21 protein-coding genes are annotated in these 25,363 nt (G+C 69.1%); 4 read left to right on the forward strand and 17 right to left on the reverse strand.

All coding sequences use genetic code 11. The annotated features are described in order from the left end of the window. Nucleotides 1–21 precede the first annotated feature (21 nt). Nucleotides 22–1,257, reverse strand: coding sequence for a D-aspartate ligase (locus tag TN53_RS25565; RefSeq protein WP_046260991.1), 1,236 nt, complete (start codon nucleotides 1,255–1,257; stop codon nucleotides 22–24). A 248-nt stretch (nucleotides 1,258–1,505) separates the two neighbouring features. Here TN53_RS25565 and fahA point away from each other — a divergent pair, with 248 nt between their 5' ends. Beyond that, on the forward strand, nucleotides 1,506–2,723 hold the full coding sequence (gene fahA / locus TN53_RS25570; RefSeq protein WP_046260992.1) for a fumarylacetoacetase: 1,218 nt from the start codon (nucleotides 1,506–1,508) through the stop codon (nucleotides 2,721–2,723). A 157-nt stretch (nucleotides 2,724–2,880) separates the two neighbouring features. Further along, nucleotides 2,881–3,822, forward strand: coding sequence for a M56 family metallopeptidase (locus TN53_RS25575; RefSeq protein ID WP_046260993.1), 942 nt, complete (start codon nucleotides 2,881–2,883; stop codon nucleotides 3,820–3,822). A gap of 227 nt (nucleotides 3,823–4,049) precedes the next feature. Here the strand turns inward: TN53_RS25575 and TN53_RS49190 are convergent, their stop codons facing one another. Both TN53_RS49190 and recQ read right to left on the reverse strand, forming a co-directional pair. Then, a complete protein-coding gene (locus TN53_RS49190) occupies nucleotides 4,050–4,448 on the reverse strand; it encodes a helix-turn-helix domain-containing protein (RefSeq protein ID WP_324609627.1) in 399 nt (132 codons plus the stop codon). Between the two features lie 417 nt (nucleotides 4,449–4,865). Continuing rightward, nucleotides 4,866–6,869 (reverse strand): DNA helicase RecQ, encoded by a 2,004-nt coding sequence (gene recQ, locus TN53_RS25580; protein WP_046260994.1) that lies wholly within the window; start codon nucleotides 6,867–6,869, stop codon nucleotides 4,866–4,868. A gap of 241 nt (nucleotides 6,870–7,110) precedes the next feature. Here recQ and TN53_RS25585 point away from each other — a divergent pair, with 241 nt between their 5' ends. After that, nucleotides 7,111–7,692, forward strand: a complete 582-nt coding sequence (locus TN53_RS25585) for a hypothetical protein (RefSeq protein ID WP_063776274.1) — start codon at nucleotides 7,111–7,113, stop codon at nucleotides 7,690–7,692. 91 nt (nucleotides 7,693–7,783) lie between these two features. Here TN53_RS25585 and nuoN read toward each other — a convergent pair whose 3' ends face one another. Genes nuoN through TN53_RS25655 form a run of 14 tightly spaced genes read right to left on the reverse strand, consistent with a single transcriptional unit; the run spans nucleotide 7,784 to nucleotide 23,783 of the window. Then, nucleotides 7,784–9,433 (reverse strand): NADH-quinone oxidoreductase subunit NuoN, encoded by a 1,650-nt coding sequence (gene nuoN / locus TN53_RS25590; protein ID WP_046260995.1) that lies wholly within the window; start codon nucleotides 9,431–9,433, stop codon nucleotides 7,784–7,786. Further along, nucleotides 9,430–11,001 carry an NADH-quinone oxidoreductase subunit M gene (locus TN53_RS25595; RefSeq protein WP_046260996.1) on the reverse strand — a complete coding sequence of 524 codons (1,572 nt, stop codon included), beginning with the start codon at nucleotides 10,999–11,001 and terminating at the stop codon, nucleotides 9,430–9,432. Before TN53_RS25595 ends, nuoN begins: the two co-directional genes overlap by 4 nt. A gap of 5 nt (nucleotides 11,002–11,006) precedes the next feature. Then, complete coding sequence (gene nuoL, locus TN53_RS25600; protein WP_046260997.1) at nucleotides 11,007–12,971, reverse strand: NADH-quinone oxidoreductase subunit L; 1,965 nt, start codon at nucleotides 12,969–12,971, stop codon at nucleotides 11,007–11,009. A 14-nt stretch (nucleotides 12,972–12,985) separates the two neighbouring features. After that, nucleotides 12,986–13,285, reverse strand: a complete 300-nt coding sequence (gene nuoK / locus TN53_RS25605) for an NADH-quinone oxidoreductase subunit NuoK (RefSeq protein ID WP_003974374.1) — start codon at nucleotides 13,283–13,285, stop codon at nucleotides 12,986–12,988. Further along, complete coding sequence (locus TN53_RS25610) at nucleotides 13,282–14,124, reverse strand: NADH-quinone oxidoreductase subunit J (RefSeq protein WP_046260998.1); 843 nt, start codon at nucleotides 14,122–14,124, stop codon at nucleotides 13,282–13,284. Before TN53_RS25610 ends, nuoK begins: the two co-directional genes overlap by 4 nt. Beyond that, nucleotides 14,121–14,729: an NADH-quinone oxidoreductase subunit NuoI gene (nuoI, locus tag TN53_RS25615; RefSeq protein ID WP_046260999.1), complete on the reverse strand. Its 609-nt coding sequence runs from the start codon at nucleotides 14,727–14,729 to the stop codon at nucleotides 14,121–14,123. Before nuoI ends, TN53_RS25610 begins: the two co-directional genes overlap by 4 nt. Next, on the reverse strand, nucleotides 14,722–16,077 hold the full coding sequence (gene nuoH, locus TN53_RS25620; protein WP_046261000.1) for an NADH-quinone oxidoreductase subunit NuoH: 1,356 nt from the start codon (nucleotides 16,075–16,077) through the stop codon (nucleotides 14,722–14,724). Before nuoH ends, nuoI begins: the two co-directional genes overlap by 8 nt. After that, nucleotides 16,074–18,578, reverse strand: coding sequence for an NADH-quinone oxidoreductase subunit G (locus tag TN53_RS25625; protein ID WP_046261001.1), 2,505 nt, complete (start codon nucleotides 18,576–18,578; stop codon nucleotides 16,074–16,076). Before TN53_RS25625 ends, nuoH begins: the two co-directional genes overlap by 4 nt. Next, the gene (gene nuoF, locus TN53_RS25630) at nucleotides 18,575–19,924 is read right to left on the reverse strand and encodes an NADH-quinone oxidoreductase subunit NuoF (protein ID WP_046261002.1); all 1,350 of its coding nucleotides are present in this window, start codon (nucleotides 19,922–19,924) and stop codon (nucleotides 18,575–18,577) included. The genes TN53_RS25625 and nuoF overlap by 4 nt, the downstream gene beginning before the upstream one ends. Beyond that, nucleotides 19,924–20,796, reverse strand: a complete 873-nt coding sequence (nuoE, locus tag TN53_RS25635) for an NADH-quinone oxidoreductase subunit NuoE (RefSeq protein WP_046261003.1) — start codon at nucleotides 20,794–20,796, stop codon at nucleotides 19,924–19,926. The genes nuoF and nuoE overlap by 1 nt, the downstream gene beginning before the upstream one ends. Then, nucleotides 20,793–22,115 (reverse strand): NADH-quinone oxidoreductase subunit D, encoded by a 1,323-nt coding sequence (locus TN53_RS25640; RefSeq protein ID WP_046261004.1) that lies wholly within the window; start codon nucleotides 22,113–22,115, stop codon nucleotides 20,793–20,795. Before TN53_RS25640 ends, nuoE begins: the two co-directional genes overlap by 4 nt. Further along, nucleotides 22,112–22,858: an NADH-quinone oxidoreductase subunit C gene (locus TN53_RS25645; RefSeq protein ID WP_046261005.1), complete on the reverse strand. Its 747-nt coding sequence runs from the start codon at nucleotides 22,856–22,858 to the stop codon at nucleotides 22,112–22,114. The genes TN53_RS25640 and TN53_RS25645 overlap by 4 nt, the downstream gene beginning before the upstream one ends. Further along, nucleotides 22,855–23,409 carry a NuoB/complex I 20 kDa subunit family protein gene (locus TN53_RS25650; protein ID WP_046261006.1) on the reverse strand — a complete coding sequence of 185 codons (555 nt, stop codon included), beginning with the start codon at nucleotides 23,407–23,409 and terminating at the stop codon, nucleotides 22,855–22,857. Before TN53_RS25650 ends, TN53_RS25645 begins: the two co-directional genes overlap by 4 nt. Nucleotides 23,410–23,423: 14 nt before the next feature. Then, entirely contained in the window at nucleotides 23,424–23,783 is a 360-nt protein-coding gene (locus TN53_RS25655; RefSeq protein WP_046261007.1) for an NADH-quinone oxidoreductase subunit A, read from the reverse strand. Nucleotides 23,784–24,497: 714 nt separating this feature from the next. Here TN53_RS25655 and TN53_RS25660 point away from each other — a divergent pair. Further along, a complete protein-coding gene (locus tag TN53_RS25660) occupies nucleotides 24,498–25,319 on the forward strand; it encodes a C40 family peptidase (protein ID WP_052745306.1) in 822 nt (273 codons plus the stop codon). The last annotated feature ends 44 nt before the right edge of the window (nucleotides 25,320–25,363 follow it).

Consider the following 25,363-nt stretch of genomic DNA (forward strand, 5'->3'; position numbering starts at 1 on the left):
GCCATCTGTTGCTTCGCGCTGCTACTTCGAGGCGCCGCGGCGGTTGGTCCGCCACAGCTGGTACAGATGCTTCGCGCCCGGCCGCACGAAGCGCGCGAGCATCGTGAGGAACGGCAGCGGGTCGTCACCCGCGAGCCAGGCCAGCTCCGTCCCGCTCGCCCGGTCCGGCGCGTGCGGCGTCGTATAGCCGCTGCGGCGGTAGGCGAGGAGGGCGGCCAGGTCGATGTTCTCCACGATGTACCGGTGGCCGGCCCGCTGTTCCCCCTCCGGGACGCTGCGGCCTGTCAGGTCCAGGTGCAGGGCGCGGACGACGTCCACCCCCGACTCGTTCTCGAAGAGCCGGAACTGGGCGCCCATGCGCGGGTTGAAGTCGAGGAGTTTGTACAGCCCGTCGCGCCGGTCGAAGCGCAGGTCGAGGTCGATGATGCCGGTGAAGCCGATCTCTTTGATGAAACGCGCGGCGAGGTCCGCGAGTTCCGGATTGTCGACTACGTACGCGTTCGCGGTCATCCCCGCGTGCGGCGGCCAGGAACGGACCTTGACCCCGGTGAACATCGCCAGCGGCGTGGAGTCGGCGTCGAAGTAGGCGTGCACGATCCAGTCCTCCGCCTGCTCCCTGGGCAGATACTCCTGGAGGATCACCCCGGGCCGCTCGCCCCAGTCACGGGCGCGGGTGAGCAGGCGCTCGCGGGTGGCGATCCGGGTCGTGCCGTTCACGGCCGGCCGGGTGCGCCGCACGAACGCCTCGCGGTTCTTGGCCACCACCGGGAAGAGCGCCTTGTCGGCGAAGGCGACGATGTCGTCGTAGGACCGCGGGAAGGCCGTCGCCGGGCTGGGAATGCCGTGTTCCACACACAGCTCGTGCAGTCCCTGTTTGCTGGCGAGGCGGCGTGGCAGTCCCCGGTCGACACCCGGGACGAGGAAGCGGGCGCCGAGTTCGTCGCGGTGCTCGGCGATGAGCACCGCGGCCTCCTCGTCCGTGGGGACGAGGACCGTCGGGCGGCCGATGGCGCGACCGATCCGAAGCAGCCCCTCGACGAGCCGTCCGGGCTCCTCCGTCCCCGTCGTCGGCCAGACGAAGGCCTTCCTCAGATAGCGGGAGGCGGCCGCGGGCGTACAACGGTCCTCCGTGATCGCGTACATCGGGACGCCGAGGCGGCCCAGACTGCGGATCGCGCCGACCCCGCCGTGGTGCAGCGGATAGTCGCCGAACTTCACGATCAGGCCCGGCACCTCACGGTCGGCCTCAAAAGGCACACGTCTGTCTGCGCTCCTGGCCACGGGTCCCCCCACGTGTCCCGGCTGCGGAACGGCCCCACCCCGCCCGTAGTCCCCAAAGGACGCTAAGCCGGAATTGACGCCTCCAACGATCCCTTACCAGAGCATTACGGACTCTTTAGCCCCTCCCGGTCAGCCCTTTAAGCCCTCCCAAGACAAGCGACTCGGCCGTAACGTGTGGCGCGACCACATGGCATACGCATCGATTGAGAGCGAGGCAGTACCCCATGCCCCCCTTCGATCTCCCCGAGGGCGACCCCTTCGGCCCGCACAACCTCCCGTACGGCGTCTTCTCCGTGGGAGAGCCGGCCGACCGGACCGTCGGCGTCCGGCTCGGCGACCACGTACTCGACGCCGGCGCGGCGGCCCACGCACTGGGTTCGCCGTACGCCGCCCTGCTCGCCCGGCCGTCCCTGAACCCGCTGCTGGCGGCGGGCCGCACCGCGTGGTCGGACGTACGGCGGGCCCTGACGGCATGGGTGACGGTGCCCTCGCACCAGTCGGCCGTCCAGGAGTTCCTGCATCCGCTCTCGTCGGTGACCCTGCACCTGCCCTTCGAGGTCGCGGACTACGTCGACTTCTACGCCTCCGAGAACCACGCCCGCAACGTCGGCCACATCTTCCGCCCCGACGCCGCGGACTCCCTGACCCCCAACTGGAAACACCTGCCGATCGGCTACCACGGCCGCTCGGGCACGGTCGTGGTGTCGGGGACGGATGTCGTACGACCCTCCGGCCAGCGCAAGGCCCCTACGGACCCGGCCCCCGTCTTCGGCCCCTCGGTCCGCCTGGACATCGAGGCGGAGGTCGGCTTCGTCGTCGGCGTGCCCTCGGCCATGGGCTCGCCGGTGACGCTGGGCGACTTCCGGGAGCACGTCTTCGGGCTGTGCCTCCTCAACGACTGGTCCGCGCGCGACATCCAGGCCTGGGAGTACGTCCCCCTCGGCCCGTTCCTCGGCAAGTCCTTCGCCACGTCGGTGTCGGCGTGGATCACCCCGCTGGACGCACTGGAGGAGGCGCGGGTGGCACCACCGGAGCGGACACACGACCTGCTGCCGTATCTCGACGACTCGGCCTCCGGGGACGGTCCGGGCGGCTACGACCTCCGTATCTCCGTGTCGATCAACGGGCACCTGGTCTCCGAGCCCCCCTTCTCCACCATGTACTGGACCGCCGCACAGCAACTGGCCCACATGACGGTGAACGGCGCTTCGCTGCGCACCGGTGACCTGTACGGCTCCGGAACCGTCAGCGGTCCCTCCGGGCACGAACGCGGATCCCTGCTGGAACTGACCTGGAACGGCCGCGACGCCCTCGAACTCCCCGACGGCAAACGGACCTTCCTGGAGGACGGCGACGTGGTGACCCTGTCGGCGTGGGCGCCCGGGCCGGACGGCGTGCGGGTGGGTCTGGGCGAGGTGGTGGGACAGGTGGTGTCGCGGTGACGTGGTCGACGGTGAGGTGAAGTACGGGCCGGGGGTCGTCCCGAGGTCTGCCGTGCACCGCCCGCCGCCGTCATACTGGCGGCGGGCGACACAGCGGACGAACGCGTCGGCCCACCCTTAGCCGCCTCCTCCACCGACCGGATCCGGAGCCCGTGGGATGACGTTCTGCCTGCTCCTGCTGAGCGCCGTCGCGCTGGCCGCCGCCGTGCCGGCCCCCCGTGCGCTGACCCGGGCCGCCTGGCCCGAAAGGGAACCCGTGGTGGGGCTCTGGGTGTGGCAGTGCCTGGTCGCCACCGTCCTGATGTGCTGCCTGACGGCCCTGGTGCTCGGCGCCGCCGCCGTCTTCCACACGGTCCGCGACCATGTCTTCGCCCCCGCGCCACCGGCCGTGACCGCGGCCTACGACCTGTCCGCCGCCCCCGCCTGGGCGGCCCTGCTGACCCTGCTGCTGGCCTGCGGAGCCGCCTGGACGACCGCGATGCTCGCCCGCGAGCTCGTGGAGGCACGCCGCCGCCGCGGCCTGACCAGGGCGCATCTGCGCGAACGCGCCCCCGAACTGCCCGGCGGCCTGGAGAAGGCCGCGCGCGGCCCCCTGCTGGTACTGGAGGACGAATACCCCGACGCCTGGTGGATGCCGGGCAGCCCGCCCCAGCTCGTCGTGACGACCGGTGCCCTGCACCGCCTGACCGACCACCAGCTGGACGCCGTCCTCACCCATGAACGCGACCACGCCCGCTCCCACCACGACTGGCTGCTCCACCTCTCGACCGCCCTCGCCACCGGCTTCCCCCGGGTGCCCTTGTTCGCCCACTTCTGCGACGAGACCCACCGCCTGGTCGAACTGGCCGCCGACGACACGGCCTCCCGCCGCTGCGGCCACCTGACCACCGCCCTCGCCCTGATCGAGCTGAACCAGCACCGCGGCGTCCTGTCCTGCTCCTCCAGCCACCGCCTGCTGGGCGAGCGGGTCGACCGGCTGCTGGAACCCCGGCCACGCCTGCTGCGCAGACACCGCGCACTGACGGCCACAGTGGCGGCCCTGGTCCCCCTGCTGCCCCTGCTGATCGCGTTCGGGCCAGGGCTGTCGGCACTGGCCTAACCTGGCAGATCTTGCTCAACGACAGCCGTTTACGCAGGTCAGCCGCGCGCCTGACACCCCGGAAGATGGCGCAACACTGATTTTCCTACCTCTTCGCGGCGGTCCTGGGCGTGGCCACGGGCACGCTCGAACAGGCCATCGTCTTCATCAGCTTCGCTGTCGCCCTCTCCCGTCTCGGTCTCCACCCGGCACTCGGCGCACTGCCCACCTGCGTGAGGAGGTGGTGCTCACGATGGGCGGCTGGCTCGCGGTCGGCATCGGCGTCTCTTGACATCCTCCCCCTCTTGGAAGAGGGGGATTCCAGCCCGTGCAGGCTGGAGTTCACGGACGCTCTTGGACCGCGTGGGCGGTGTCGTCCCTCCGGCACCGGTGGTTCGCCGGGGGCGGGGGATACCGCCCTGTCCTGCCGCGACGTTGATACTGGCGTTGGCACCCAGCCACTCGTTCTCCCGCCGGGCCTCGGTGAGCTGACGACACTGCTCGGCTAACGCTGGCGCCGCCTTCCGGCCCGGCTGCCAGTGCGCGTGCTGCTCGACGGCCAGGTTCCACACGTACCGGGCATCCGCGCAGTGCAGCAGCATCCGCTGCTCCTGTTCGCCCGTCGGGTACATCCGAAACCGTGCCATGCCGCGAACCTAGGCCGCACGTTCCCCGGCCGTGCACGCTATCGATCACCATCACCCATTCAAGTGATCACATCCCACCGACCACCCACCACCTGTCCGTGGCAGCCCTCAACATCACCGGACGACGCCGAACCGCCCTGGCGGCGATCCGGCCTGGCGGCGATCCGGCCTGGCAGATCAGGTCCGGCGCCACGACCGCACTTTCCGCAGCCGCCGACGTCGCCGTCCCCGCCCTGACCGACCCCACCGGCCGACGTACGCAAGGCGACGGTCCTGACCCTGACCCGGCACGCGCACACCGAGGACGGCCACCTGACCCGACCGGAGTCGGCGCCGGAACCCGTCCGGCCGTGAGCCCCACCCATACCCAGCTCCGGTCCGCCCCCTGCCCCCTGCCCCCTGCCCCCTGCCCCCTGCCTACGTCCAGTCGGGCTCCGGCTCCTCGTCCATCTCGGGCCAGTGGTCCGCACCCGGATCCACGTCGCCCTCCGGACTCGGCGCCCCCGCGGCCGGAGGGCCGTCGCCGAGCCCGGCCAGGACCGCCAGCACGCCATCCCCGTATGTCACCAGCTTCTTCTCGCCGACGCCGCCGACCGTCCCGAGCTGTGCCACCGACGTCGGCCACACGGTCACGATCTCCTTGAGCGTGGCGTCGTGGAAGATGACGTACGCCGGGACGCCCTGCTCGCGCGCCTGCTCGCCCCGCCACGCCCGCAGCGCCTCGAAGGCCGGCATCAGCGACTCGGGCAGTTCCACCGCCGCGGCCTTCGCCTTGCGCTCGCCCCGCCCGGAGGAGGAGCCGGCGGTCTTCACGGAGGCCGGCTTCTTCGGCTCCTTGCGCAGCGGTACGTCGCGTTCCCGCCGCAGCACCGAGCCGCTCGCCTCGGTCAGCACCAGCGTGCCGTACTCCCCCTCGACCGCGAGCAGTCCCTGTGCCAGCAGCTGACGGACGACACCGCGCCATTCGCCCTCGGAGAGTTCCTCGCCGATACCGAACACGGACAGCTGGTCGTGGTCGAACTGGATGACCTTGCCGGTGCGCTTGCCGAGCAGGATGTCGACGATCTGCACCGCGCCGAACTTCTGACCGCGCTCACGCTGCAGCCGCACCACCGTCGACAGCACCTTCTGCGCGGCGACCGTGCCGTCCATGGTCTCCGGCGGAGTGAGGCAGGTGTCGCAGTTGCCGCAGCCCGCCGGGTCCGGCTCCTGGCCGAAGTAGTTCAGCAACTGCCCACGCCGGCACTGCGCCGTCTCGCACAGCGCCAGCATCGCGTCCAGGTGGGAGGCGGCCCGGCGGCGGAACGCCTCGTCGCCCTCGCCGGACTGGATCAGCTTGCGCTGTTGTATGACGTCGTTGAGTCCGTAGGCCATCCAGGCCGTCGACGGCAGTCCGTCGCGTCCCGCGCGGCCGGTCTCCTGGTAGTAGCCCTCGACCGACTTGGGCAGGTCGAGGTGGGCGACGAAGCGGACGTCCGGCTTGTCGATGCCCATGCCGAAGGCGATGGTCGCGCACACGACCAGGCCCTCCTCACGCAGGAACCGCGACTGGTGCGCCGCGCGCGTGCCCGCGTCGAGCCCCGCGTGGTAGGGCACGGCCTCGATGCCGTTCTTGCTCAGGAACTCCGCCGTCTTGTCCACCGAGTTGCGCGAGAGGCAGTACACGATGCCCGCGTCGCCCTCGTGCTCCTGGCGCAGGAAGCTCAGCAGCTGCTTCTTGGGGTCGGCCTTGGGCACGATCCGGTACTGGATGTTGGGCCGGTCGAAGCTCGCCACGAAGTGCCGGGCCGTCGGCATGTTCAGCCGCTGGGTGATCTCCTGGTGGGTCGCGTCCGTGGCCGTCGCGGTCAGCGCGATCCGCGGGACGTCCGGCCAGCGCTCGCCGAGCAGGGAGAGGGACAGATAGTCGGGGCGGAAGTCGTGGCCCCACTGGGACACACAGTGCGCCTCGTCGATCGCGAAGACCGAGATCTTGCCGCGCGAGAGGAGGTCCAGCGTGGAGTCGAGCCGCAGCCGCTCCGGTGCCAGGTAGAGCAGGTCCAGCTCACCCGCCAGGAACTCCGCCTCCACCACCCGCCGCTCGTCGAAGTCCTGCGTGGAGTTCATGAACCCGGCGTTCACGCCGAGCGCCCGCAGCGCGTCCACCTGGTCCTGCATCAGCGCGATGAGCGGCGAGACCACGATGCCCGTACCGGGTCTGACCAGGGACGGGATCTGGTAGCACAGCGACTTGCCGCCACCGGTCGGCATGAGGACCACGGCATCGCCGCCCGCGACCACGTGCTCGATGACCGCGCCCTGCTCGCCGCGGAAGGCCTCGTACCCGAAGACCCGGTGCAGCGTGGCCAGCGCCTCACTCTCGGCCGTATCTGCCACCTCGGTCACCCTTGGCATCTCGCTGATCCCACCCATCCCGCGCATAGCCCTGTCCCCCGTACGTAGTCCCTCGACCACTGCGTCCACGATAGGGGTCCGCACCGACAACGCCGGAGTTATCCACAGGCTCGCCCCGTCACTCTCCGCGCTCACGCCAATGGCCTCGGTCACATGGCGCCCCCGTGGTCGGCGGGACATGCTGCTGAGGCGGGTCAGGGGAGGCCCGTCACTTCGGACGGCGTGCCTCACAGGAGCATGCGCCTCTTTCGCTTCAAGGAGCCTCATCATGTCCTCTCGGCCCCTCAAGGCCGCCATCACCATGGCGATAGCCGGCGCTCTCTCCCTGACCGCCGCCCCCGCGCAGGCGGCGCCCGAGCCCGACCCGTTCGTCTGGGTGGACCTGGTCCCGACGTACACGAACACCGCCAAGAACTCCTACGAGCCGCTCGCCCCGCCGGACGGCTGGGCCCGCACCGACACCTGCGTGCCCGGAATGGGCTACCGCTACGAAAACGCCGAGTATCTCGCCGACAGTGTCGTGGACCCCGCCAAGCCGGAGGTCCTGCTGTACGAAGGCGGGTCCGACACCAGCGATCGCGATCTGGTCGCAGTGGGTTGGGCCGTCGAGAACACGGGACAGGCCGCGCCGGAGTTGTTCGGCAAGACGTTCCGCAGCACCGAGGTGTCCGGCTACTACACGCTTCACGCGTGGATCTACGAGGACAACCCCGACGGATTCTTCGAAGCCTTCAACCCCGACGTGAAGTGCCCCGCCGCGCCGACACCGGCGACCACAACCACGACCACGACCACGACCACCGTGCCCGACTGGGTGTCCAGCCTCGACAACCTCGACGGGACGGCCTGAGCGCAACGCGGCGGCCCCGGCTCCCACGAGGGGAACCGGGGCCGCCGTAAAGCGCCGCGGGCACAGGCACCACAGGTACAGGCACCGCAGGTCAGCGCACGAACACTCCCGCCTGGTTCGCCAGGTCCAGGAAGTACTGCGGCGCCACACCGAGGACCAGCGTGACCGCCACGCCGATCCCGATCGCCGCCATCGTCAGCGGCGACGGCACGGCGACCGTCGGGCCCTCGGGCCGCGGCTCGCTGAAGAACATCAGCACGATGACGCGGATGTAGAAGAACGCCGCGATCGCCGACGAGATCACGCCGACCACGACCAGCGGCGCCGCGCCGCCTTCCGCCGCCGCCTTGAACACGGCGAACTTCCCGGCGAACCCGGAGGTCAGCGGAATGCCCGCGAAGGCCAGCAGGAACACCGCGAACACGGCGGCCACGAGGGGCGAACGGCGTCCGAGACCGGCCCACTTGGACAGGTGCGTCGCCTCACCACCGGCATCGCGTACCAGCGTCACCACGGCGAACGCGCCGATCGTGACGAAGGAGTACGCCGCCAGGTAGAAGAGGACGGACGAGACGCCGTCCGGCGTGGTCGCGATGACGCCCGCGAGGATGAAGCCCGCGTGCGCGATCGACGAGTACGCCAGGAGTCGCTTGATGTCGGTCTGGGTGATCGCGACGATCGCACCGCCGAGCATGGTGACGATCGCGACGCCCCACATGACCGGCCGCCAGTCCCAGCGCAGGCCCGGCAGCACGACGTAGAGGATCCGCAGCAGAGCGCCGAACGCGGCCACCTTGGTCGCCGCCGCCATGAACCCGGTCACCGGCGTCGGCGCGCCCTGGTACACGTCCGGCGTCCACATGTGGAACGGGACCGCGCCGACCTTGAACAGCAGGCCCATCACGATCATCGCGGCGCCGATGAGAAGCAGCGCGTCGTTGCCCATGGTGTCCGCGAGGGCCGGGTCGACGTTCGCGACCGTGCCGTCGACGACCTGTGCGATCGTCGCGTACGACACCGAGCCCGCGTACCCGTACAGCAGTGCGATGCCGAACAGGGTGAACGCGGAGGCGAAGGCGCCGAGCAGGAAGTACTTGACCGCGGCCTCCTGCGACATGAGCCGCTTGCGGCGGGCCAGGGCGCACATCAGGTACAGCGGCAGCGAGAAGACTTCCAGCGCGATGAACAGCGTCAGCAGGTCGTTGGCCGCCGGGAAGATCAGCATGCCGGCGACGGCGAACAGCAGCAGCGGGAACACCTCGGTGGTGGTGAAACCGGCCTTCACCGCGGCCTTCTCGCTGTCGCTGCCGGGCACGGAGGCGGCCTGGGCGGCGAAGGAGTCGACCTGTTTGCCGTGCTCCACCGGGTCCAGGCGCCGTTCGGCGAAGGTGAACAGGCCGACCAGGCCCGCCAGCAGGATCGTGCCCTGAAGGAAGAGCGCCGGTCCGTCGACGGCGATCGCGCCCATCGCGACGATGCCCGCCTTGGTGGTGGCGTATCCGCCCTCCGCGAGCGCGACGACCGCGGCGAAGGCCGAGATCAGCGCTACTGCGGAGACGAACACCTGGGCGTAGTACCGCTGCTTGCGCGGTACCGCCGCCTCGATCAGCACCCCGATGATCGCCGCACCGACGACGATCAACGTGGATGACAATTGTCCGTATTCGATCTTCGGCGTATCGATCTTCGAGATCGGATCGGCCGCGGTTGTCCACAGGCTGTGGACGACTGTTGCGCTCACTTGGCCGCCTCCACCTCGGGCTGGGGGTCCTTCTTCTGTACGTCGGACATGGTCGCCTTGACCGCCGGGTTGACGATGTCCGTGACGGGCTTCGGGTAGACGCCCAGGAAGATCAGCAGTACGACCAGCGGCGCGACCACCACGAGTTCACGCACCCTGAGGTCGGGCATCGCCGCGACCTCGGGTTTCACCGGGCCCGTCATCGTCCGCTGGTAGAGGACGAGGGTGTAGAGCGCGGCGAGCACGATGCCGAAGGTGGCGATGATCCCGATCACCGGGTAGCGCGCGAACGTGCCGACCAGGACCAGGAACTCACTCACGAACGGTGCGAGACCCGGCAGCGACAGCGTCGCCAGACCGCCGATCAGGAACGTGCCGGCGAGCACCGGGGCGACCTTCTGCACTCCGCCGTAGTCGGCGATGAGCCGCGACCCGCGCCGCGAGATCAGGAACCCGGCGACCAGCATCAACGCGGCCGTGGAAATACCGTGGTTGACCATGTAGAGCGTCGCACCGGACTGGCCCTGGCTGGTCATCGCGAAGATGCCCATGATGATGAAGCCGAAGTGCGAGATCGACGCGTACGCCACCAGCCGCTTGATGTCCCGCTGGCCGACCGCGAGCAGCGCCCCGTAGATGATGCTGATCACCGCCAGGACGAGGATCGCGGGCGTCGCCCACTTGCTGGCTTCGGGGAAGAGCTGGAGGCAGAAGCGGAGCATCGCGAAGGTGCCGACCTTGTCGACGACCGCCGTGATGAGGACGGCGACCGGGGCGGTGGCCTCCCCCATCGCGTTGGGCAGCCAGGTGTGCAGCGGCCACAGCGGTGCCTTCACCGCGAAGGCGAAGAAGAAGCCGAGGAACAGCCAGCGTTCGGTGCTGGTCGCCATGTCGAGCGAGCCGTTGGCCCGCGCCTCGGCGATCTCCTGGAGACTGAAGTTCCCGGCGACCACGTACAGGCCGATCACCGCGGCCAGCATGATCAGGCCGCCGACCAGGTTGTAGAGGAGGAACTTCACGGCGGCGTACGACCGTTGTGTCGACGCCGTCTCCTCGCCGTGCTCATGGGCACGGTCTCCGAAGCCGCCGATGAGGAAGTACATCGGGATCAGCATGGCTTCGAAGAAGATGTAGAACAGGAAGACGTCGGTGGCCTCGAAGGAGAGGATCACCATCGCCTCGACGGCCAGGATCAGGGCGAAGAAGCCCTGCGTCGGCCGCCACCTCGTGTTGCCGGTCTCCAGCGGGTCGGCGTCGTGCCAGCCCGCGAGGATGATGAACGGGATCAGCAGCGCGGTCAGCGCGATGAGCGCCACCCCGATGCCGTCCACGCCCAGCTCGTACCGGACCCCGAAGTCCTTGATCCACCAGTGGGATTCGGTGAGCTGGTAGCGGTCGCCGTCCGGGTCGAAGCGGACCAGGACGATCGCGGCGAGCACGAGTGTGGCGAGCGAGACGAGCAGCGCGAGCCATTTCGCGGCGGTGCGCCGGGCGGCCGGTACGGCGGCCGTGGCGATCGCGCCGATCGCCGGGAGCGCCGCTGTCGCTGTCAGCAGAGGAAAGGACATCGGTATCAGACCGCCCTCATCAGCAGGGTCGCGGCGATCAGCACTGCCGCACCGCCGAACATCGAGACCGCGTACGACCGCGCGTAGCCGTTCTGCAGCTTGCGGAGCCGTCCGGAGAGGCCGCCCATGGAGGCCGCCGTACCGTTGACCACGCCGTCGACCAGGGTGTGGTCGACGTACACCAGGGACCGCGTGAGGTGCTCGCCGCCGCGGACCAGGACGACGTGGTTGAAGTCGTCCTGGAGCAGGTCGCGTCGGGCGGCCCGGGTGAGCAGGGAGCCGCGCGGGGCGACGACCGGGACCGGGCGGCGGCCGTACTGGAGGTAGGCGAAGGTGACGCCGATGACCATCACGGCGACCGTGGCGGCCGTGACCGTCGTGGCGCTGATCGGCGCGTCGCCGTGGTCGTGCCCGGTGATGGGCTCCAGCCAGTGCAGGAAGCGGTCGCCGATGCCGAAGATGCCGCCCGCGAAGACCGATCCGAAGGCCAGCACGATCATGGGGATCGTCATGGACTTCGGCGACTCGTGCGGGTGCGGTTCGGCGTGCTCGCCGTGGTGCTCGGCGGCGGGCTCGGCGCTCGGCGCCTCCGGGGAACGGGTGGGCTGGTTGCGCCAGCGCTCCTCGCCGAAGAACGTCATCAGCATCACGCGCGTCATGTAGTACGCCGTGATGGCCGCGCCCAACAGCGCGCAACCGCCGAGGATCCAGCCCTCGGTGCCGCCCTTGGCGAAGGCCGCCTCGATGATCTTGTCCTTGGAGAAGAAGCCGGACAGGCCCGGGAAGCCGATGATCGCGAGGTAGCCGAGGCCGAAGGTGATGAAGGTGACCGGCATGTACTTCCGGAGGCCTCCGTACTTCCTCATGTCGACCTCGTCGTTCATGCCGTGCATGACCGATCCGGCGCCGAGGAACAGCCCGGCCTTGAAGAAGCCGTGCGTCACCAGGTGCATGATCGCGAAGACGTAGCCGATCGGGCCGAGGCCCGCGGCCAGCACCATGTAGCCGATCTGCGACATGGTCGAGCCGGCCAGCGCCTTCTTGATGTCGTCCTTCGCGCAACCGACGATCGCACCGAACAGGAGCGTGACGGCGCCGACCACGGTGACGACCAGCTGGGCGTCGGGCGCCAGGTTGAAGATGTTGGCGGAGCGGACGATCAGGTAGACGCCCGCGGTCACCATCGTCGCGGCGTGGATGAGGGCCGAGACCGGGGTCGGGCCCTCCATCGCGTCCCCGAGCCAGGACTGCAGCGGTACCTGGGCGGACTTGCCGCAGGCGGCGAGCAGCAGCATCAGGGCGATGCCGGTGAGGGTGGCCTCGGAGGCGCCGGTGACGAGTCCGGGTTCCTCGTGGCTGCCGAGGACCGGGCCGAAGGCGAAGGTCCCGAACGTCGTGAACATCAGCATGATCGCGATCGACAGGCCCATGTCGCCGACGCGGTTGACCAGGAAGGCCTTCTTCGCGGCGGTCGCGGCGCTGGGCTTGTGCTGCCAGAAGCCGATCAGCAGGTAGGAGGCGAGACCGACGCCCTCCCAGCCGACGTACAGCAGAAGGTAGTTGTCGGCGAGGACGAGCAGCAGCATCGCCGCGAGGAACAGGTTCAGATAGCCGAAGAAGCGGCGGCGCCGCTCGTCGTGCTCCATGTATCCGACGGAGTACAGGTGGATCAGCGAGCCGACGCCGGTGATCAGCAGCACGAACGTCATCGACAGCTGGTCGAGGCGGAAGGCGACGTCCGCCTGGAAGCCCTCGACCGGGACCCAGCTGAACAGGTGGCTCGTCAGGGTCCTGTGTTCGGCGTCCTTGCCGAGCAGGTCGGCGAAGAGTACGGCGCCGATCACGAAGGAGGCGGCCGCGAGGGCCGTGCCGATCCAGTGGCCGACGGCGTCGAGCCGCCGGCCGCCGCACAGCAGTACGGCCGCTCCGAGCAGAGGCGCCGCCACCAGCAGCGCAATCAGGTTCTCCACGATTCAGCGACCCCTCAGAGCTTCATCAGGCTGGCGTCGTCGACCGAGGCCGAGTGGCGGGAGCGGAACAGGGACACGATGATCGCGAGCCCGACCACGACCTCCGCGGCGGCGACGACCATCGTGAAGAAGGCGATGATCTGGCCGTCGAGGTTGCCGTGCATCCGGGAGAAGGCGACGAACGCCAGGTTGCAGGCGTTGAGCATGAGCTCGATGCACATGAACACGACGATCGCGTTGCGCCTGATCAGTACGCCGGTGGCGCCGATCGTGAACAACAGCGCCGCGAGGTAGAGATAGTTGACGGGGTTCACTTCGACGCCTCCTCGGCCCGCTTGAGGTTCGCTGGCGCTGTGTCGGTCCGCTCCAGGCGGTCCTCGGCGCGCTGTTCCAGTGCGCGCAGATCGTTGAGCGCCTCGGTCGAGACGTCACGGATCTGGCCGCGCTCGCGCAGCGTCTTGTTGACGGTGAGCTCGGAGGGGGTGCCGTCGGGCAGCAGGCCCGCGATGTCCACGGCGTTGTGCCGGGCGTAGACACCGGGTGCGGGCAGCGGCGGAAGGTGCTTGCCCTCGCGGACGCGCTCTTCGGCCAGCTCCCGCTGGGTCTTGGCGCGCTCGGTGCGCTCGCGGTGGGTGAGCAGCATGGCGCCGACGGTGGCCGTGATCAGCAGGGCGCCGGTGATCTCGAAGGCGAACACGTACTTGGTGAAGATGAGGGTCGCGAGACCCTCCACGTTGCCGTTGGCGTTGGCCTGCGCCATCCCGTTGAACTCGGTCAGGGAGGCGTTGCCGATGCCGGCGGCCAGCAGGATGCCGAAGCCGAGGCCGCAGAGAAGGGCCAGCCAGCGCTGGCCCTTGATGGTCTCCTTCAGGGAGTCCGCGGCCGTGACGCCGACGAGCATCACCACGAAGAGGAACAGCATCATGATCGCGCCGGTGTAGACGATGATCTGTACGACGCCCAGGAAGTAGGCGCCGTTGGCGAGGTAGAACACCGCCAGGATGATCATGGTGCCGGCGAGACTGAGCGCGCTGTGCACGGCCTTCTTCATGAAGACGGTGCACAGGGCGCCGATCACGGCGACGGTGCCGAGCACCCAGAACTGGAAGGCCTCGCCGGTGGAGGTGGAGTAGGCGGCGAGCTGCATGCTCATGCGCCGACCTCCTCTTCTGGCTTGTCTCCCTTGGAGACGGCGACCTGCTGGACCGTGCCGGGCGCGGCCTCGGTCACCAGGCCCCGGTAGTAGTCCTGCTCGTCCGTCCCCGGGAAGATCGAGTGGGGCGAGTCGACCATGCCCTCTTCGAGCCCGGCGAGCAATTGCTCCTTGGTGTAGATGAGGTTGGCTCGGCTGGAGTCGGCGAGCTCGAACTCGTTGGTCATCGTCAACGCGCGCGTGGGACACGCCTCGATGCACAGGCCGCACAGGATGCAGCGGGCGTAGTTGATCTGGTAGACGCGCCCGTACCGCTCGCCCGGCGAGTAGCGCTCCTCTTCCGTGTTGTCCGCGCCCTCGACGTAGATCGCGTCGGCGGGGCAGGCCCAGGCGCACAGTTCGCAGCCGATGCACTTCTCCAGGCCGTCCGGATGGCGGTTGAGCTGGTGCCGTCCGTGGAAACGGGGAGCGGTGGTCTTCTGCTGCTCCGGGTACTGCTCGGTCAGCCGCTTCTTGAACATGGCCTTGAAGGTCACGCCGAAGCCGGCCACGGGGTTCTGGAAACCGGGCGACGACTGCCCGGCCTCCTTGGACTCCTCAGCCATCGGACGCCTCCTTTCCATCCAGAGATCCGTCACTCTGAGTATCGGGCCCGCCACTGACAATCAGCTCCCGCTCCCGGCGCGGGCGGCGCCTGGGCGCGGGTGGCAACTCCTGTCCGGGCAGCGGCGGTACGGGGAATCCGCCGGCCATCGGGTCGAAGCCGACGGGCGGGGCGGGCTCCTCCTTCGGCGTCCCGCGGAACATGTCCACGACGAAGGACAGCAGCAGGAGCAGCAGGACGCCGCCGCCGACGTAGAGGGCGATGTCGGCGAAGTCGTAGTTCTCGTTGCGCAGGGTCCGCACGGTCGCGACGAGCATCAGCCACACCACGGAGACCGGGATGAGGACCTTCCAGCCGAGCTTCATCAGCTGGTCGTAGCGGACACGAGGGAGCGTGCCGCGCAGCCAGATGAAGAAGAACAGCAGCAGCTGGACCTTGATGACGAACCAGAGCATCGGCCACCAGCCGTGGTTCGCGCCCTCCCAGAAGGTGCTGATGGGCCAAGGGGCCCGCCAGCCGCCGAGGAAGAGCGTCACGGACACGGCCGAGACCGTCACCATGTTCACGTACTCGGCGAGCATGAACAGCGCGAACTTGATGGACGTGTACTCGGTGTTGAAGCCGCCGACCAGGTCGCCCTCGGACTCCGGCATGTCGAACGGGGCGCGGTTGGTCTCGCCGATCATCGTGACGATGTAGATGATGAAGGAGACCGGCAGCAGGATGACGTACCAGCGGTCCTGTTGCGCCTCGACGATCGCCGAGGTCGACATCGACCCGGAGTAGAGGAACACCGAGGCGAACGCGGCGCCCATGGCGATCTCGTACGAGATCATCTGCGCGCAGGAGCGCAGTCCGCCGAGCAGCGGGTAGGTGGATCCGGAACTCCAACCCGCAAGCACGATGCCGTAGATGCCGACCGAGGCGACCGCGAGGACGTAGAGCATCGCGATCGGCAGGTCGGTGAGCTGCATCGTGGTGCGCTGGCCGAAGATCGAGACCTCGTTGCCGGCCGGGCCGAAGGGGATCACCGCGATCGCCATGAAGGCCGGGACGGCCGCGATGATCGGTGCGAGGACGTAGACCACCTTGTCCGCGCGCTTGACGATGAGGTCTTCCTTCAGCATCAGCTTGACGCCGTCGGCGAGCGACTGGAGCATGCCCCAGGGTCCGTGCCGGTTGGGGCCGATGCGCAGCTGCATCCAGGCGACGACCTTGCGCTCCCACACGATGGAGAACAGCACGGTCACCATCAGGAAGGCGAAGCAGAACACCGCCTTGAGGACGACCAGCCACCAGGGGTCGGTGCCGAACAGCGAGAGGTCTTCAGCGGCGAGGTACGGGCTCATGCCTCCACCTCCTTGGGGGCTTCGGCGGCGAGCGTCGCCGGGCCGATGCGGACGAGTGAGCCGGGCACCGCACCGGCGTCGGAGGCGACTCCCCCGCCCGCGGAGTTCAGGGGGAGCCAGACCACGCGGTCGGGCATCTCGGTGATCTGCAGCGGGAGTTCGACGGCACCGTTGGAGCCGGTCACGGTGAGCACGTCGCCGTCCTTCACCCCGGCCTCGGCGGCGCTCGCGGCCGACACGCGTGCGCGGGCCGCGTGCCGCGTCCCGGCGAGCGCCTCGTCACCGTCCTGGAGGCGGCCCTGGTCGAGCAGCAGCCGGTGCCCGGCCAGTACGGCCTCGCCGGCGGCCGGCCGCGGCAACTGGACGGCGGTTTCGAGCGGTTCGGTGGCCCGGGGTCCGTCCCAGGCGCCGAGCCGGTCGATCTCGCCGCGCACGGTCCGCAGGTCCGGCAGACCCAGGTGGACGTCCATGGCGTCGGCCAGCATCTGCAGCACGCGCGCGTCGGTGGGCGCGAGGCGGCGGGTCATCTGCTCGGGCTTGAGCGCGGCCTCGAAGAAGCGCACCCGGCCTTCCCAGTTGAGGAAGGTGCCGGCCTTCTCGGCGACCGCGGCGACCGGCAGGACCACATGCGCGTGCTCGGTGACCTCGCTGGGCCGCAGCTCCAGCGAGACCAGGAAGCCGACCTCGTGAAGTGCTTCACGTGCGCGTGCCGGGTCGGGGAGGTCGGCGACCTCGACGCCCGCGACGATCAGCGCCTGGAGTTCTCCGGTGGCGGCGGCCTCGACGATCTGGCTGGTGTCGCGGCCGTAGCGGTGCGGGAGTTCGGCGACGCCCCAGGCCGTGGCGACCTCCTCACGCGCGCGTGGGTCGGTCGCCGGACGTCCGCCCGGCAGCAGCGACGGCAGCGCGCCCGCCTCGACGGCGCCGCGCTCTCCCGCCCTGCGCGGGATCCACACCAGCTGCGCGCCGGTCGCGGACGCGGCCCGTACGGCGGCGGTCAGTCCGCCCGCCACGGCGGCCAGTCGCTCACCGACGACGAGTACCGCGCCCTCGGAGCGCAGCGCCTCGGCGGCCCGGGCCCCGTCGCCCTCCAGGCCGGCCCCGCCCGCAAGCGCGTCCAGCCACTCGGTCTCGGTGCCGGGAGCGGCGGGGAGCAGCGTGCCGCCGGCCTTCTCCAGGCCGCGCGTCGCGTGCGTGGCCAGTGCGAACACCTTCTGCCCGTGCCTGCGCCAGGCCTTGCGCAGCCTCAGGAAGACGCCGGGCGCCTCCTCCTCGGCCTCGAACCCGACCAGCAGGACGGCGGGCGCCTTCTCCAGCGCGGTGTAGGTGACGCCCGTACCGTCGAGGTCACGGCCGCGTCCGGCGATCCGCGCGGCGAGGAAGTCGGTCTCCTCACCGCTGTGCACACGCGCGCGGAAGTCGATGTCGTTGGTGTCGAGCGCCACGCGTGCGAACTTGCTGTACGCGTAGGCGTCCTCGATGGTGAGCCGGCCACCGGTGAGGACTCCGGTCCGGGAGCGGGCCGCGGCAAGTCCCTGAGCGGCCGCCTCCAGGGCCTCGGGCCAGGAGGCTGGCTCGAGAACACCGTCGGTGTTGCGCACCAGAGGCGTCTCCAGGCGGTCGCGCTGCTGCGCGTAGCGGAATCCGAACCGCCCCTTGTCGCAGATCCACTCCTCGTTGACCTCGGGGTCGTTGGCCGCGAGCTTGCGCATGACCTTGCCGCGCCGGTGGTCGGTGCGCGTGGCGCAGCCGCCGGAGCAGTGCTCGCAGACGCTCGGGGTGGAGACCAGGTCGAAGGGGCGCGAGCGGAAGCGGTACGCCGCCGAGGTGAGCGCGCCGACCGGGCAGATCTGGATGGTGTTGCCGGAGAAGTACGACTCGAAGGGGTCGCCCTCACCGGTGCCGACCTGCTGCAGTGCGCCCCGCTCGACCAGTTCGATCATCGGGTCGCCCGCGATCTGGTTGGAGAAGCGGGTGCAGCGGGCGCACAGCACGCACCGCTCACGGTCGAGGAGCACCTGGGTGGAGATCGGCACGGGCTTCTCGTACGTCCGCTTCCTGCCCTCGAAGCGGGACTCGGCCTGGCCGTGCGACATGGCCTGGTTCTGCAGGGGGCACTCGCCGCCCTTGTCGCAGACCGGGCAGTCCAGCGGGTGGTTGATGAGGAGGAGTTCCATCACACCGTGCTGGGCCTTCTCCGCGGCCGGCGAGGTGAGGTGGGTCTTCACCACCATTCCGTCGGTGCAGGTGATGGTGCAGGACGCCATCGGCTTGCGCTGGCCCTCGACGTCGACGATGCACTGGCGGCAGGCGCCGGCGGGGTCGAGGAGGGGGTGGTCGCAGAAGCGGGGGATCTCGATGCCGAGTTCTTCGGCGGCGCGGATGACCAGGGTGCCCTTGGGCACGCTGATCTCGGCGCCGTCGATGGTCAGCGAGACGAGATCTTCCGGCGGGACCGCCGCCTCTCCCCCACCGGAGGGAGCGCTCGTGGTCACCGTCATGCGTTCACCTCCGTGCGGGAGTCGGCCCAGACCGTCGACTTGGCCGGGTCGAAGGGGCAGCCGCGGCCCGTGATGTGCTGCTCGTACTCCTCGCGGAAGTACTTGAGCGAGGAGAAGATCGGCGAGGCGGCTCCGTCGCCGAGGGCGCAGAACGACTTGCCGTTGATGTTGTCGGCGATGTCGTTGAGCTTGTCGAGGTCGGACATGACGCCCTTGCCGGCCTCGATGTCGCGCAGCAACTGCACGAGCCAGTAGGTGCCTTCGCGGCAGGGTGTGCACTTGCCGCAGGACTCGTGGGCGTAGAACTCGGTCCAGCGGGTGACGGCGCGGACGACGCAGGTCGTCTCGTCGAAGCACTGGAGGGCTTTGGTGCCGAGCATGGAGCCCGCGGCGCCCACTCCCTCGTAGTCGAGGGGGACGTCGAGGTGCTCGTCGGTGAACATCGGCGTCGAGGAGCCGCCCGGCGTCCAGAACTTGAGCCGGTGCCCGGGCCGCATTCCGCCGCTCATTTCCAGGAGTTGGCGGAGGGTGATGCCGAGCGGGGCCTCGTACTGGCCGGGGCTGGTGACATGGCCGCTGAGCGAGTAGAGCGTGAAGCCCGGGGACTTCTCGCTGCCCATCGACCTGAACCAGTCTTTTCCTTTTTGCAGGATCGCGGGAACCGACGCGATCGACTCCACGTTATTCACCACAGTCGGGCACGCGTAGAGACCCGCGACGGCAGGGAAAGGGGGACGGAGCCGCGGTTGACCGCGGCGGCCTTCGAGCGAGTCGAGCAGTGCGGTCTCCTCACCGCAGATGTACGCGCCTGCGCCCGCGTGCACGGTGAGTTCCAGGTCGAGCCCGCTGCCCAGGATGTTCTCGCCGAGGAAGCCCGCCTCATGGGCCTCGCGCACGGCCTCGTGCAACCGCCGCAGGACTGGGACGACTTCACCGCGCAGATAGATGAAGGCATGCGACGACCTGATGGCATAACACGCGATGACAATGCCCTCGATGAGGCTGTGCGGGTTCGCGAACAGGAGCGGGATGTCCTTACAGGTTCCCGGCTCCGATTCGTCGGCGTTGACAACTAGATAGTGCGGCTTCCCATCACCCTGGGGAATGAACTGCCATTTCATTCCCGTGGGGAATCCCGCGCCGCCGCGGCCGCGCAGACCGGAGTCCTTGACGTACGCGATCAGGTCGTCCGGTGACATGGCGAGCGCCTTGCGGAGCCCCTCGTATCCTTCGTGCCTTCGGTAGACGTCCAGAGACCAGGACTTGTCCTCGTCCCAGAAGGCCGACAGCACGGGTGCGAGCAGCTTCTCGGGGCTGGTGTCTTTCAACTCGGGTGCCAAGGTCATCACTCCCCCTCCTCGGCGGTAGGCCCTGCCGGGTGGGCCGGGTCGGAGGCCGACGTGTCCTGAGGCGCGTCGTGCGAGCTCAGGTGCTGTGTCGGTGACGGGTCGTGTACGGCCCTGTCCTGCGGCTCGTCGTGCGGGCCGCCGTTGCGCGGGTGGACCACGCGCGCGGGTGCGGTCTCTCCTCTGGCCAGGCGGAGGCCCACCAGCGACGCGGGTCCCGCGCCGCCGCTTGCCTCGACGGCCCCTGGCCGCTCGTCGGGGAAGCCGGCGAGGATCCGCGCGGTCTCCTTGAAGGTGCACAGCGGCGCCCCGCGCGTGGGCTCGACCGTCCGGCCCGCGCGCAGGTCGTCGACGAGGTGTTTGGCGCTGGACGGGGTCTGGTTGTCGAAGAACTCCCAGTTGACCATCACGACGGGCGCGAAGTCGCAGGCCGCGTTGCACTCGATGTGCTCCAGCGTGACCTTGCCGTCCTCGGTGGTCTCGCCGTTGCCGACGCCGAGGTGCTCCTGGAGCTCCTCGAAGATCGCGTCACCGCCCATCACCGCGCACAGGGTGTTGGTGCAGACGCCCACCTGGTAGTCACCGCTCGGCTTGCGCCGGTACATGGTGTAGAAGGTGGCGACCGCGGTGACCTCGGCGGTGGTCAGGCCCAGCACGTCCGCGCAGAACCGCATCCCGGTGCGCGTGACATGGCCCTCCTCCGACTGCACGAGATGCAGCAGCGGAAGGAGCGCGGACCGGGAGTCGGGGTAGCGGGCGATGACCTCGCGCGCGTCCGCCTCCAGCCGGGCTCGAACGTCGTCCGGGTAGGCGGGCGCGGGCAGTTCGGGCATGCCCAGGCTGACGCCCTGCTCGGAAGAAGAGGTGGTCACCGGTCGACGCCTCCCATCACGGGGTCGATGGACGCGACGGCGACGATGACGTCGGCGACCTGGCCGCCCTCGCACATCGCCGCCATGGCCTGAAGGTTGGTGAAGGACGGGTCCCGGAAGTGGACCCGGAAGGGGCGGGTACCGCCGTCGGACACGGCGTGCACCCCGAGTTCGCCCTTGGGCGACTCGACGGCCGCGTACGCCTGTCCCGGCGGGACCCGGAAGCCCTCGGTGACCAGCTTGAAGTGGTGGATCAGGGCCTCCATGGAGGTGCCCATGATCTTCTTGATGTGGTCGAGGGAGTTGCCGAGCCCGTCGGGGCCCAGGGCGAGCTGGGCGGGCCAGGCGATCTTCTTGTCGGCGACCATGACCGGGCCGGGCTGGAGCCGGTCCAGGCACTGCTCGACGATCCTGAGGGACTGGCGCATCTCCTCGAGGCGGATCAGGAAGCGGCCGTAGGAGTCACAGGTGTCGGCGGTCGGGACGTCGAAGTCGTAGGTCTCGTAATCGCAGTACGGCTGCGCCTTACGCAGGTCGAACGGCAGCCCGGTGGAGCGCAGGATCGGGCCGGTGGCGCCGAGAGCCATGCAGCCGGCCAGGTCGAGATAGCCGATGTCCTGCATACGGGCCTTGAAGATGGGGTTCCCGGTGGCGAGCTTGTCGTACTCCGGGAGGTTCTTCCTCATCTTCTTCACGAACTCGCGGATGTGGTCCACCGCGCCGGGCGGCAGGTCCTGGGCGAGTCCGCCGGGGCGGATGTACGCGTGGTTCATCCGCAGGCCCGTGATGAGCTCGTAGATGTCGAGAATCATTTCACGATCACGGAATCCGTAGATCATGATCGTGGTGGCGCCGAGTTCCATGCCACCGGTGGCGATGCACACCAGGTGCGAGGAGAGCCGGTTCAGCTCCATCAGGAGCACCCGGATGATCTTGGCCCGCTCGGTGATCTGGTCCTCGATGCCGAGGAGTTTCTCGACGGCGAGACAGTAGGCGGCCTCGTTGAAGAAGGACGTCAGGTAGTCCATGCGCGTCACGAACGTGGTGCCCTGCGTCCACGTGCGGTACTCGAGGTTCTTCTCGATGCCGGTGTGGAGGTAGCCGATGCCGCAGCGGGCCTCGGTGACCGTCTCGCCGTCGATCTCCAGGATCAGGCGGAGCACTCCGTGCGTGGACGGGTGCTGCGGGCCCATGTTGACGACGATGCGCTCGTCGTCCGCGCGGGCCGCGGACTGTACGACCTCGTCCCAGTCGCCACCGGTGACCGTGTAGACGGTGCCCTCGGTGGTCTCCCGGGCGGATGCTGACTGCGTGCTCACGAGTACGACCTCCGCTGGTCCGGAGCCGGGATCTGGGCGCCCTTGTACTCGACGGGGATGCCGCCGAGGGGGTAGTCCTTGCGCTGCGGGTGGCCCTGCCAGTCGTCCGGCATCATGATCCGCGTCAGGGCCGGGTGACCGTCGAAGACGATCCCGAAGAAGTCGTAGGTCTCGCGCTCGTGCCAGTCGTTGGTCGGATAGACGGAGACCAGGGACGGGATCTTCGGATCGGCGTCCGGGGCGCTGACCTCAAGGCGGATCAGCCGGTTGTGGGTGAGCGAGCGCAGGTGGTAGACGGCGTGCAGCTCGCGGCCCTTGTCGTGCGGGTAGTGCACCCCGCTGACGCCGGTACAGAGCTCGAAGCGCAGGGCCGGGTCGTCGCGCAGGGTGCGGGCGACGCGCAGCAGGTGTTCGCGCTCGATGTGGAAGGTGAGCTCGTCGCGGTCGACGACCGTCTTCTCGATCGCGTTGTCGGGCAGGAGGCCCTGCTCCTCCAGTGCTCCCTCGAGTTCGTCGGCGACCTCGTCGAACCAGCCGCCGTAGGGGCGGGCCGCGGGTCCCGGCAGGCGGACCGAGCGCACCAGGCCGCCGTAGCCGGAGGTGTCGCCGCCGTTGTTGGCGCCGAACATGCCGCGCTGGACGCGGATCTCCTCGCCTCCCTGGCCGCGCTGACCGGGGAGGTTGGAGGCGCTGAGGTCCTTCTCGGGGTTCGCGCCGTCGCCGGCAGCGTTCGCGTCGCTCACCGCAGCAGCCCCTTCATCTCGATGGTGGGCAGGGCCTTGAGCGCCGCTTCCTCCGCCTCGCGGGCCGCCTCCTCGGCGTTCACACCGAGCTTGGCGCCCTGGATCTTCTCGTGGAGCTTGAGGATGGCGTCCAGCAGCATCTCGGGCCGTGGCGGGCAGCCCGGGAGATAGATGTCGACGGGGAGGATGTGGTCGACGCCCTGGACGACCGCGTAGTTGTTGAACATCCCGCCCGAGGAGGCGCAGACCCCCATGGAGATGACCCACTTCGGGTTCGCCATCTGGTCGTAGACCTGCCTGACCACCGGGGCCATCTTCTGGCTGACCCGGCCGGCGACGATCATGAGGTCGGCCTGGCGGGGTGAGCCGCGGAAGACCTCCATGCCGAAGCGGGCCAGGTCGTAGCGTCCGGCGCCGGTGGTCATCATTTCGATGGCACAGCAGGCGAGGCCGAAGGTGGCCGGGAAGACGGACGCCTTGCGCACCCAGCCCGCGGCCTGCTCGACGGTGGTCAGCAGGAAGCCGCTCGGCAGCTTTTCTTCGAGTCCCATGAGTTAGAGGCCCCTCAGTCCCATTCCAGGCCGCCGCGCCGCCACACGTACGCGTACGCAACGAAGACGGTGAGCACGAAGAGCAGCATCTCCACGAGCCCGAAAACACCCAGGGCGTCGAAGGTGACGGCCCAGGGGTAGAGGAAGACGATCTCGATGTCGAAGACGATGAAGAGCATCGCCGTCAGGTAGTACTTGATGGGGAAGCGCCCGCCGCCGGCCGGCGTGGGGGTTGGCTCGACCCCGCACTCGTAGGCGTCGAGCCGGGCCCGGTTGTACCGCTTCGGACCGATCAGCGTGGCCATGACCACGGAGAAGATCGCAAAGCCTGCCCCGAGCGCTCCCAGTACGAGGATGGGCGCATACGCGTTCACCGCTCCTCGCTCCTCTCAGTCGGCACTGACTGCTGGCGATGGCGTTGAGTTCGCTTCCGCCCCACCCGTCCCGCAAGTCCCGCCCGTCCCGGCGAAGATCGCGAACATGTGAAGCAGGTCACAAGCCCAACTGACCCGCATCTTATGCCCGCCGGTCTGTGATCTGCGACACGGGGTATTGCACAAGCTTTGTGATCTCCACCACCTGATGAAGGATCATGAAGTCGGATGAGCGGTGATCTTCGTACGTGAAGCGTCCGAGCGATCACCAGAGGTGACATTTTGGCTCGTCGGTGCAGCTGGGAGCAGGCGTCTCCATATCAAGAGAGTTCCCTTGCATGCAAATTGGCGCTGGACCCGACCGCTTGGTAGTACGCCGCCTTCACACATCAGGAGGAGTCGCGAGGCGCGATGTGGACGCGTGCACACATTCACGAGCGGGTGAGGGCGGGATGTGTGCGCGTGACGCAGCCGGCGCTGTAACCGTTGCGTGACCTCCGCCACATCGATGAGAGACCTCTGAGAACCGGGCTTGGCCACCTGTCCCAACCGGTGGTAGGCGCGGGGCAATTCGGACGTAACCACGAAACCACGTGATCAAGGGCTTGTTGGGTCGCGTCCGCAATGTCCGTTACGGCGTCAATAAGGAGCGGTGGGCCAGGAATTCGAGGCGCCCATTGAACAACTGTGGCGCAGCACACGTTTCTTGAAGGTATGGAGGAGCCCCTGATACCGCTTGGTCTCATGTCCCACACCGCTCACATACGCAGCCACCGGAAACCCCGCCGCAGCGCGACGACATCGATCGCCGTGCGCGCCGGAGTTGCCGGTGGCGTTCTCAGCATGGCAGCGGCGGGCGCGTCGGCCTCGGCGAGCGCCGCCGAGACGACGCAGACCCTCGAACTGCCCGCGCTCACGGCCGACCTGTCCGCTCAGGTCGCCCAGTCCGCGGACGCCACGCAGCAGGCGGCCGCGAACTACGAGCTCCAGGCCGAGCGCGACGCGGCCGCCGCCGCTGCCGCCCAGGAGGCCAAGAAGGACCTCGCTGAGGCGAAGAAGAAGGCCGAGGCCAAGAAGAAGGCCGAGGAGGCCCGCAAGGCCGCCGCGGAGGCCGCCGCCTCGCGTTCCTCGGAGCGGACCACCCTCTCCGCCACGACGACGACCGCCTCGGCGCCCGCCAGCGGCAGCGTCGCGACCGTCATCGCCTTCCTCAAGGCACAGGTGGGCGACGCCTACGTCATGGGCGCCACCGGGCCCAACGCGTGGGACTGCTCCAGCCTGGTCCAGGCCGCGTTCAAGCAGGTCGGCGTCGAGCTGCCGCGGGTCTCGCAGGACCAGTCGATGCAGGGCACCGACATCCCGCTGTCGCAGATCCAGGTCGGCGACATCCTCTACTGGGGCGGCAAGGGTTCCGCCTACCACGTGGGCGTCTACATCGGTGACGGCCAGTACCTGGACGCGGCCAACCCCTCCAAGGGTGTCGTCATCCAGGACCTGTCCGGATACCCGGCGTCGGGCGCGGTGCGCGTACTCTGACGAGCACGCACACGCGTAACGAACGTCGGAAGGGCCGCAGCCGC

Source organism: Streptomyces sp. WM6386 (genome assembly GCF_000972385.1).
Taxonomy (GTDB): domain Bacteria; phylum Actinomycetota; class Actinomycetes; order Streptomycetales; family Streptomycetaceae; genus Streptomyces.

Excerpts from the sequence above, each read along its gene's own strand:
- fahA (WP_046260992.1), top strand. The coding sequence starts at position 1,506 with ATGCCCCCCTTCGATCTCCCCGAGGGCGACCCCTTCGGCCCGCACAAC.
- TN53_RS25575 (WP_046260993.1), top strand. The coding sequence starts at position 2,881 with ATGACGTTCTGCCTGCTCCTGCTGAGCGCCGTCGCGCTGGCCGCCGCC.
- TN53_RS49190 (WP_324609627.1), bottom strand. The coding sequence starts at position 4,448 with ATGGCACGGTTTCGGATGTACCCGACGGGCGAACAGGAGCAGCGGATG.
- recQ (WP_046260994.1), bottom strand. The coding sequence starts at position 6,869 with ATGCGCGGGATGGGTGGGATCAGCGAGATGCCAAGGGTGACCGAGGTG.
- TN53_RS25585 (WP_063776274.1), top strand. The coding sequence starts at position 7,111 with ATGTCCTCTCGGCCCCTCAAGGCCGCCATCACCATGGCGATAGCCGGC.
- TN53_RS25595 (WP_046260996.1), bottom strand. The coding sequence starts at position 11,001 with ATGTCCTTTCCTCTGCTGACAGCGACAGCGGCGCTCCCGGCGATCGGC.
- TN53_RS25610 (WP_046260998.1), bottom strand. The coding sequence starts at position 14,124 with ATGAGCATGCAGCTCGCCGCCTACTCCACCTCCACCGGCGAGGCCTTC.
- nuoI (WP_046260999.1), bottom strand. The coding sequence starts at position 14,729 with ATGGCTGAGGAGTCCAAGGAGGCCGGGCAGTCGTCGCCCGGTTTCCAG.
- nuoH (WP_046261000.1), bottom strand. The coding sequence starts at position 16,077 with ATGAGCCCGTACCTCGCCGCTGAAGACCTCTCGCTGTTCGGCACCGAC.
- TN53_RS25625 (WP_046261001.1), bottom strand. The coding sequence starts at position 18,578 with ATGACGGTGACCACGAGCGCTCCCTCCGGTGGGGGAGAGGCGGCGGTC.
- nuoF (WP_046261002.1), bottom strand. The coding sequence starts at position 19,924 with ATGACCTTGGCACCCGAGTTGAAAGACACCAGCCCCGAGAAGCTGCTC.
- TN53_RS25650 (WP_046261006.1), bottom strand. The coding sequence starts at position 23,409 with ATGGGACTCGAAGAAAAGCTGCCGAGCGGCTTCCTGCTGACCACCGTC.
- TN53_RS25660 (WP_052745306.1), top strand. The coding sequence starts at position 24,498 with ATGGAGGAGCCCCTGATACCGCTTGGTCTCATGTCCCACACCGCTCAC.